Source organism: Clostridioides sp. ZZV14-6154 (assembly GCF_020657785.1).
Lineage (GTDB): Bacteria > Bacillota > Clostridia > Peptostreptococcales > Peptostreptococcaceae > Clostridioides.
The window spans coordinates 121,497-131,296 of sequence record NZ_JAGWCY010000008.1 but is presented as its reverse complement, the minus strand read 5'-3'; the positions used below and the strand labels follow the sequence as shown (position 1 = coordinate 131,296).

Sequence of the window (9,800 nt, the reverse complement as noted above, 5' to 3'; positions counted from 1 at the left end):
TCTTCTACTTGATGCTGATTTATAAGCATTTAGCAGTTTAGATATCTCTGTATTTGGTTTTGCTTTGAATAACAAGTGCACATGGTCAATATCATGATTCCATTCTAGCAACTCCACTCCATAATTTGGGGAGATATCTACAAATATATCTTTTAGTCTATCTGATATAGAGTTATCTATTACTTTTCTTCTATATTTTATACACATAACTAAGTGATAGCGTAATAAGAATACTGAATGATTATTACTATCTAATTTCATTGCAATTACTTCCTTTCAGTTTTTACTACTGATTTTATAGTACAATACATTTTTTTGAAAATCAAGTAAAATAAATAACCTATCGGTTAGGCTTACATCTTCCACCTCCTATGGCGAGGAAGAGGAATTTCGCCATTATAGGTTAAACTCTGAATCTTTCTTTGCTTCATCTAAAATTTTAATTAATTTTTCATTCATTATATACATTCCTTTCTATATAAAAAAGAAGCCATCTAAAAAAAACTAAGATGACTTCACTTAATCGTTATAAACAGTACATTTACTAGTATAAAATAATTGGTGTACCTGGTTCTATATTTTCATATATTTTCTTTGCCTTAGAAAAAGGTGTATTTACACATCCATGTGAACCTGAAGATCTATATATACCTCCACCAAAAGAACTTCTCCAAGTAGCATCATGAATTCCTATATTTCCATTAAATGGAAGCCAATAACTTACAGGTGAACTATAGCCTTGACCAGTTAAAGAAACATTTCTAGCTTTATAGTTAAGAGGATATATACCTGATGGTGTAGCAAATCCCCTAGCTAAACTTCCTGTTACAACATCTGTTGATACAAGCATTTCTCCATTTTTAAAGAACCACATGTGTTGGCCAGAAAGACTAATCTCAACATAGGTATTACCAATATCATCTTTATTACGAGATACAGCTTTTTGCATGTAGATAGGTTCTCTTGTAACATTTTTCCCAGCTTTTACAACATCAACTAAAGCTTCAGCTTCTTTCTTTTTATCTATCAACCATCCATAAATTCCACCTGAAATAGTAATCTCTTTACCAGTTGCAGTTTTAAATGGTCTTGAATCTCCAAAAGTACTATATTTTTTGCTTAATCCTCTTGTATACTCTACCATCGCATCATTATCGAAAGTTATGTCATAATTTTTTTCTGAATCTACTTTTAACCATTTATTAATCTCAGAACCGTCTAAAGTTTCCTTACGGTCACTAAAATCATATGTAACAACTACACTGACATATTTATCTAATGTCTTAATAGCTTCTTTTAACTTTTCTGAATCCTTTGTATTGTTTGGAGCTTCATATATTTTACTTTCCTCTAAAGAAACAGAAGTAACACCAGAATTAATTGATTTTTGTACTAGTTTATAAAAATCATCTTTTTTTACTTTGTTTCCAAGTACCTCTGGTACTATAGCATAAGCATTTTTACTGCTATCATACTTAGGGTATGCACTCTTAGGCTCTACAACATTTTTACTATCAAAACAAGATAAAGCATTAAACCTTTTTTCTAGTAAATCTTTATCATATGAAAGAGTTACCATATTATTATACTCTTTAGATTTAAATATTCCACCAATCCACCCAAATGCACTTTGGTTATCTTTTATTTTTTGAACCTTATCATCTGGTGTAAACTTTAAGTCTATATCTTTTGATTTTATTTGTTCTTTTTTATTGTTTCTTTCCTCTAGACTTAAAGTATAAGAATTAGTACTTGATGTTAATAAATCATTTACTTGTTCAACTGTCTTTCCTGATGCTTTCACACCATTAATAGTAGTACCAAAGTAAAAATGATTTCTAAAAAAGATTGCCATCCCTATATAAGCTACAATCAAAACACCTACTACTATAGCTATCTTAACTTTTAGATTTTTTTGCCCACTTTCTTGTTTTGCTTCTTTTCCTTCAATCATAACTAAATCCTTTCTTCATTATAATTACCTATGTACTTTACTAGTTTTTAAAAAACCTTATTTCTTCTATATACCCAAACTATTATATTATTAATTTATATTTTTGAAGATAGAGTTATTTACATGATACTACTTTATCTTTTAGATAAAATGCTTATTGTTAATACCTCCTTTCAAAATCCCTTAAACATAACCTCTGCTACATAATATATTACCATACTTTTAAGTTTCAGTGTGGCTATCTGTCTATTTTTGTGACATTAAACTACTATTTTCAAAAAAAGAAACTAATATATTGTTAGTTTCCTTTTTTGATTTATTCTTATATATTAGTATCCAACTTAACATAACGTTGTTATATACATTTTATATAATTATTATTTAATTATTTTAGTTTCTATGTCCTTCCCATCTGCGTATTCTTTAAGTAAATCCTTAGCGTATCCAAAATACTCTTCAATATCTGATTCTGGACTAAATGAAAATATACAAATTAGTATTTCATTTACATCTGTTGTTATCATAGCTCTCTCAGAATCACTGGTTGGACTTCCAAATTTACCTAATGAATCAGATAGTATAGGTAGATTTTCTATATTTATCAACTCTTTTCCAATACCTTTATACTGCTCGCCTTCATCACCTACAGTAAAACATATTGGTGAATGTAATTTACCTATATTATATGTACCAACTGGATATAGTGATTTTATAGATATTAAATTATTTATTTCAACTATATTATTTATTGTATATAGACCCTTCCCCTGAACAATTCTTCTAACTAATGCTTCTGAAGATGTTCTATATCTACTTGGATTTTTACCAAGTTCTTTATATGCATCTCTTGCATCTTTAATCTTATCCAATTTCGTAATATCTTCAATTTCTAGCTTTTGATTTAAAATATTACAAAACTCATTTATCCCATTTATTAACTTTTCTGAGCTTTTATTTACTACTACTTTTGCTTGGATACATCCTAACTTTGCATCAGGCCACTTGTCCTTAAGTTTTTTATCAATGCTTATATCTATCATACTCAAACAACTCCTATACATTAAATTTTTAGTTAAGTTTTTTATCATCTATACATTATAGTACTATTCTTTTGTTAATAACATATTTATATTTAAAATAATTTATTTTTAACAGATTTTTGTAAAAGATAATTACTTTCTTCATATATGAATATTACAAAATAAAAAACACTAATTATCTAGCAAGCATTTATTAAATACAAGCATATATAATAGTGTTTTATATAAAAAATTAAATTTTATTTTTAGAGTAATTCCATAAAATTTTGAACTGGCATTGGTCTTGCAAAATAAAATCCCTGAACTAGATCACATCCAAATTGTTTCATTAATTCAGCCTGTTTCTTACTCTCAACACCTTCTATAATTACAACTAAATCTAATGATTTTGCTAGAGATACTATAGACTTTGCTATATTACGACTTTTCTCATCATTTTCAATACCATTAAGGAAAGACTTATCTAATTTTAATACATCAATTGGCATGTCCCTTAGACAACTAATAGAAGAATAACCTGTCCCAAAATCATCCATAGAAATTGAAAATCCATACTTTCTTAATTCATTTAAAACACTCTTTAATATATTTAATTCATTAATAGCTACAGTTTCTGTTATCTCCAATTCAATTAAATTTGAATGTATGTTATATGTTTGGATAGTCATATTGATAAATTTTACAATATCTGGTTGATATAGCTCAACTCTAGATAAATTTACTGAAACTGGTACTAATTTTTTACCTTGTTTTTCCCATTTAGATAAATCGATACAGACTCTTTCAAATACAAATCTACCTATTTTTAAAATCAATTGACTTTTTTCTGCTATTGGAATAAATATAGCTGGACTTATAAAACCATGTTCAGGATGATTCCATCTTATCAGTGCTTCACTTCCTATCATATCACCATTTACAAGTGAAAACTTAGGTTGATAATAAACTTCAAATTGATTCTTTACTAATGCTGTCTTTATATCATCTAAAATTATAGATTCCTCACTAAGCTTATTTCTAACATCTTCGTTATAAATAGCATAGTTTATATTTTTACCTTTGGCAACAGACCTCGCCATATTAGCTTTATTTACAGCCTTTTGAGCATCTACTTCTCCTTCTTCTACGAAGTAAATACCCACACAAAGAGAAATTTCAAATACTGTATTTAGATTATTTTCAATATTATTTCGTATACTATCAAGTTTTTTTATAATTTTATTTCTTCCATTTTTATATTCACAGAAAATAGCAAAATAATCACTTGAAAGGCGTGCATATATTTCACCTTCTGTTAATTCCTCTTTTAAAGCTCTTGCTATAGTAATTAATAGATTATCACCAAATTCATATCCAAAAGTATCATTAATCATTTTAAAATTATCAATATCAAAATATACTATAATATAATTTAAAGATGGTTTATTTAAAAGACACTTACTACATTCTCTATAAAATTTATTTTGATTTCCTATATGTGTAACTCTATCTTCATATGCTAACCTCAATATTTCTTTTTCATTAGATTTTTTTATGTACATTATATAGAAAATAATTGCAATAAACACAAATATAATCAATAACACTGCATATACAGCTCTCTTAATAATTTGCTCAGAATTACGAAATATAACACTTTCTGGAATTGAAAAAATCAAGTTCCAATCATTTATATAATTATCTTTGCTCTTCCCATTATCCATAGTAGCATATCCTAGGTATCGTCTTTCTCCTGACATATTTAAAATTGCTGCACCTATTTTATTTTTTTCTAATTGTTTTTTTAATTGATTTACATCTTCAATGTCATTATCCTGTTTTAATAATTCATAAATATTCTTTGACAATCTATCTTGTTGAGGATGAAGTATAACTGTCCCATTATTTTTTACAACATAAGATATACTATTATTTTCATAAAAAGATACATTTATAAGTTTCATTAGAGTATTGACATCATAAGTACAATATAAAACTCCAACTACTTTATCATTATTTAATATTGGTACTGAGATAGCAATCTTTTTTACAGACTTATTTACTTCATCAACATATGGACTTGAAACATACTCTTTGCCATTAATTGAATTTTTAAAGAATTCTCTATCTTTAACAGAAAACTTATTACCCTTAGTATTTTCTGCATTCCCATTTATATCAACAATTGCCATAGTATAAAATTTTTGGTTTTCCATTTCATCTAAAAGCTTTTTTATTTTTTCTTCATTAGACATGTTTGGATTTGAAGTATAATAACTTGAAAAAATATTTAAAATATCTAAATCTTTTTCAATTTGTCTTTGTGCTAATTGAGAACCTTGTATTGCAACTTCTTTTATATGTACTTCTGCCTCTGATATAAGAAGATTTCTTGTATCTTCTATATATAGATATCCTAATATCAGAAATAATGATGCCAATAAGAGAATTATAATTAATGTAACACTTTTATTTCTTTTAGTCATCTTACCCCTCCCTTAATTAGTCAACACTTTATATCCCTATTTATATCTTTTTTAATACAAATTTATTACTTATCTTACATACAAATATATCTAAATATTACATATAGATTCATTCTAATTATTATAATAACATTCTTTAATTAAATTTTGAATTAAAGTTTTAAAACTATTTATATTTTTTCAAATAAAAAACCCTATATACATGAGATTATATATCTCATGTATATAGGGTTTTAGTTTATTTATTTTATAGTAAGTTTTATAGTAAATTTATTTTCCATAATATGAATTTAGATACATTTCTTTTATTTCATTCATAAGAGGATATCTTGGATTCGCACCTGTACATTGGTCATCAAATGCTTGAATCACCATTTCATCTAGTGAATCTATAAATTTAGATTCCTCAACCCCAAATTCTTTTATAGTTTTAGGAATACCAACTTTACTCTTTAAATCTTCAATAGCTATCAATAAACTTTGGAATTTTTCTTCATCAGAATTTCCTTTTAATCCTAAGAATGAAGCTATTTCAGCGTATCTCTTTAATGCCTCTGGATACTTATATTGAGAGAAAGCTCCCATTTTCTTTGGTGCATTAGAAGAATTAAATTTCATAACATCTGTTATTAAAAGAGCATTTGCAACACCATGTGGTACATGATGGAAAGCACCTAACTTGTGAGCCATAGAGTGACAAACACCTAAAAATGCATTTGCAAAAGCCATTCCCGCCATTGTAGAAGCATTTGCCATTTTTTCTCTTGCTTCTGAGTCTTTTGCTCCATTATCGTATGCACGTGGAAGATATTCAAATATGCTCTTAATGGCTTGTAAAGCTAGACCATTTGTATAGTCAGTTGCAAGCATAGATACATATGCTTCTAGTGCATGAGTTAAAGCATCAATACCAGAAGCAGAAGTTAATCCTTTTGGCATATTCATCATCATATCAGCATCAACTATAGCCATATTTGGCATCAACTCATAATCTGCTAATGGATATTTCACCCCTGTATCTTGGTCAGTTATAACTGCAAATGGAGTTACTTCTGAACCAGTACCTGCTGATGTTGGTATAGCTACAAAACTAGCTTTTTCACCCATTTTAGGGAAAGTATACACTCTTTTTCTTATATCCATAAATCTCATTGCTAGGTCTTGGAAATCTACTTCTGGATGCTCATATAATGTCCACATTATCTTACCTGCATCCATTGCACTTCCTCCACCTATAGATATTATTACATCTGGATTGAACTCTCTCATAGCTTTAGCACCTATCTTAGCACATTCTAAAGTTGGGTCTGGTTCAACTTCAAAGAAAGTAGTATGCTTGATGTTCATTTCATCTAATAAGTCAGTAACTGTTTTAGTATATCCATTATTGTAAAGGAATGTATCTGTTACAATAAAAGCTCTCTTTTTATCCATTACATCTTTAAGTTCTTTTAACGCCACTCCTAAACAACCTTTTTTAAAATAAACTTTTTCTGGTGCTCTAAACCAAAGCATATTTTCTCTCCTCTCAGCTACTGTCTTAATATTAAGTAAGTGCTTAACTCCTACATTTTCAGATACTGAATTTCCACCCCAAGAACCACATCCTAGAGTAAGAGAAGGAGCTAGTTTAAAATTATATAAATCACCTATACCACCTTGAGAAGAAGGAGTATTAATTAAAATTCTACAAGTTTTCATAGCTTTAGTAAATTTATCAAGCTTTTCTCTCTGATTTACATCGTCAATATATAATGAAGATGTATGACCAAACCCTCCATCTTCTACTAATTTTTCTGCTTTACTAACTGCATCATCAAAGTTGTTTGCTTTATACATTGCAAGTACTGGTGAAAGTTTCTCATGAGCAAAAGCTTCTTCTATTTCAACTGATTCAACTTCACCTATTAAAACTTTAGCATCAACTGGAACTTCAAAACCTGCTAGTGTTGCTATTGTACAAGCTGTTTGGCCAACGATTTTAGAGTTTAATCCTCCATTTACTAAAATTACATTTCTTAATTTTTCTGTTTCTTCTTTATTTAATAAGTAAGCACCACGCTCTTTAAATTCTTTTTTAACTTCATTATATATATTTTCTAATACTATAACTGATTGTTCAGAAGCACATATCATACCATTATCGAATGTCTTAGATACAAGAATTGAATTTACAGCAGTTTTTATATCTGCACTGCCATCAATTATTGCTGGCGTATTACCTGCACCAACTCCAATAGCTGGTTTTCCAGATGAATATGCTGATTTAACCATTCCAGGGCCTCCTGTAGCAAGAGTTAAGTCAACTTCCTTCATAACAGTCGTAGTTAATTCCAAAGATGGCTCATCAATCCATCCAATTATACCTTCAGGAGCTCCAGCCAAAACAGCAGCTTCAAGAACTACCTTTGCCGCCTCTATAGTAGAATTTTTTGCTCTTGGATGTGGAGAAAATATTATTCCATTTCTAGTTTTTAGAGCTAAAAGTGATTTAAATATAGCAGTAGAAGTTGGATTAGTTGTAGGTATAACTGCTGCAACAACTCCTATTGGCTCAGCTATTTTAGTCAGGCCAAAGGCTTCATCTCTCTCTATAACACCACAAGTTTTAGTTTCTTTATATGCATTGTATATATACTCTGATGCATAGTGATTCTTTATAACTTTATCCTCGGCAATTCCCATACCAGTTTCTTTTTGTGCCATTATAGCTAGAGGAATTCTTTGCTTATTAGCTGCTAAAGATGCTGCTAAAAAAATCTTATCTACCTGTTCTTGAGTGTATGTAGCAAAGATTTTTTGAGCTTCTCTAATTTTTGCTAATTTTTTAACTAGATTTTCAACATTATTTACAACACCTGAATTATCTACCATAGCTTCTTCTCCCCTTTTATTTTCTATTATAACTTGTTCTTTATTAGCCATTTCAATGCCCTCCTAGAATAGTATAATCTTCTTTTTTATGTTAATTTATTAACAGTATAACACGTTGTTTTTACATTTTCAAGTTATTTTTTTAACATTTTATTTTTTATTTAGTCTTATATTATTCATATTAATACTATTATTCTTTACAAATATCTAAATTAACTATATATCACTTTATTTTTTATATAAGTTATAAACAAATTCATCTCAATGCTTAAGGATAACGTTATTTTTTTAACACTTATGTTTTTATTTTTTTAATGAAAAAATTAAAAGATTCTTTTTTCAAGGATGGTATTGTATAAAAGTTATAAAGAAAAAAATACTTTAAGAAGAAAACAAAGGCTTAAAGATCAAATTAAATTAAATACTCTGAGATATACAAACAGATATAATATATACTATAATTAAAGATATATACACTGATAATTTTTATATACTGTGAAATAAAATATATTTAATATCGTATAGATAAACTTAAAATTTATAGGAGGAATTAAGGATGAAAAAATTAAAAATAATTAGCATTTTATCTTTAGTTATGAGTACAATTTCAGCCATTTGTGGTATTGGTGTAGTAACTTATTATGTAGATAATTTGTTTATTAGAGGGCTTTCAGTATTTATTTTAATTATGTGTGCTTGTTTTGTATCAAGTACAACAAGTTTGATATTTAAAAATGCAAAGTAATATAAATTCCAATTTATAAATTAGTTTAAGTAAATAATTTTAATATATTACAAGTTAAAGTCCAGCAAATAAGATTGCTGGACTTTGTTAATATTACTAATCATACACATATATCATATTACATCACTAATCTATTGATGTGGACTTTTTATAACAGGTTGTAACTGTTTATTATCAAGAGCAAGCTCTATAGTTGGAATTATTAACTCTGTATGTGCAATCATAGAATTAGGCTTTGTATTACAATTATCTTGACCAAAAGGTACAAAATATATATTTTTAGAGTTAAGAAGAATACCAATATTTTTGAAATTAAAACTTAGAGCATCATTAGTTGATATTGAGATTACAAGTGGTTTATCATTGCGAAGATGACCCTTTGCTGCCATCAATACTGGAGAGTCCGTAATACCATTTGCTAACTTAGCGGCAGTATTGCCAGTACAAGGGGCTATTATTATAATATCAGCAATTCCTTTAGGTCCAAATGGTTCTGCTTCTTCAATTGTAACAATAGGTTTATTTCCTGTCAGTTCATATGCTTTTTTCATAAATTCTTCAGAATTTCCAAATCTACAATCTATATTTTGTGATACATCTGAAAATATCGTGTGCACATTTGCTCCTGCTTTTACCAAATTCTCTAACTCTATAAATATTTTATCATAAGTACAAAACGAACCAGTAAATCCTACTCCAATTGTAAGTCCTTCAAGTTTCAT

7 protein-coding genes are annotated in these 9,800 nt (G+C 28.0%); 1 reads left to right on the top strand and 6 read right to left on the bottom strand.

Going from position 1 to position 9,800, the window contains the following annotated elements; genetic code table 11:
- The 5 genes from tnpA to adhE all read right to left on the bottom strand — a co-directional run.
- A partial coding sequence (gene tnpA, locus KGF45_RS15310; protein ID WP_227842854.1) for an IS200/IS605 family transposase occupies nt 1-261 on the bottom strand: 261 nt, incomplete at its 3' end.
- Nucleotides 262-544: 283 nt separating this feature from the next.
- Entirely contained in the window at nt 545-1,954 is a 1,410-nt protein-coding gene (locus tag KGF45_RS15305; RefSeq protein ID WP_227829569.1) for a L,D-transpeptidase family protein, read from the bottom strand.
- A gap of 377 nt (nt 1,955-2,331) precedes the next feature.
- Complete coding sequence (locus KGF45_RS15300; protein WP_227829570.1) at nt 2,332-2,994, bottom strand: B3/4 domain-containing protein; 663 nt, start codon at nt 2,992-2,994, stop codon at nt 2,332-2,334.
- 245 nt (nt 2,995-3,239) lie between these two features.
- Nucleotides 3,240-5,459, bottom strand: coding sequence for an EAL domain-containing protein (locus KGF45_RS15295; RefSeq protein WP_227829571.1), 2,220 nt, complete (start codon nt 5,457-5,459; stop codon nt 3,240-3,242).
- Between the two features lie 270 nt (nt 5,460-5,729).
- Nucleotides 5,730-8,333 carry a bifunctional acetaldehyde-CoA/alcohol dehydrogenase gene (gene adhE, locus KGF45_RS15290; protein ID WP_227842856.1) on the bottom strand — a complete coding sequence of 868 codons (2,604 nt, stop codon included), beginning with the start codon at nt 8,331-8,333 and terminating at the stop codon, nt 5,730-5,732.
- A gap of 556 nt (nt 8,334-8,889) precedes the next feature.
- On the opposite strand from adhE, the gene KGF45_RS15285 reads away from it, so the two are divergent.
- Nucleotides 8,890-9,078 (top strand): hypothetical protein, encoded by a 189-nt coding sequence (locus KGF45_RS15285; RefSeq protein ID WP_227842853.1) that lies wholly within the window; start codon nt 8,890-8,892, stop codon nt 9,076-9,078.
- Nucleotides 9,079-9,209: 131 nt separating this feature from the next.
- Here the strand turns inward: KGF45_RS15285 and KGF45_RS15280 are convergent, their stop codons facing one another.
- Complete coding sequence (locus KGF45_RS15280; RefSeq protein WP_227829573.1) at nt 9,210-9,800, bottom strand: dipicolinate synthase subunit B; 591 nt, start codon at nt 9,798-9,800, stop codon at nt 9,210-9,212.

Coding starts and splice junctions, on each gene's coding strand:
- KGF45_RS15305 (WP_227829569.1), bottom strand. CDS start 1,954: ATGATTGAAGGAAAAGAAGCAAAACAAGAAAGTGGGCAAAAAAATCTA.
- KGF45_RS15300 (WP_227829570.1), bottom strand. CDS start 2,994: ATGATAGATATAAGCATTGATAAAAAACTTAAGGACAAGTGGCCTGAT.
- KGF45_RS15295 (WP_227829571.1), bottom strand. CDS start 5,459: ATGACTAAAAGAAATAAAAGTGTTACATTAATTATAATTCTCTTATTG.
- adhE (WP_227842856.1), bottom strand. CDS start 8,333: ATGGTAGATAATTCAGGTGTTGTAAATAATGTTGAAAATCTAGTTAAA.
- KGF45_RS15285 (WP_227842853.1), top strand. CDS start 8,890: ATGAAAAAATTAAAAATAATTAGCATTTTATCTTTAGTTATGAGTACA.
- KGF45_RS15280 (WP_227829573.1), bottom strand. CDS start 9,800: ATGAAACTTGAAGGACTTACAATTGGAGTAGGATTTACTGGTTCGTTT.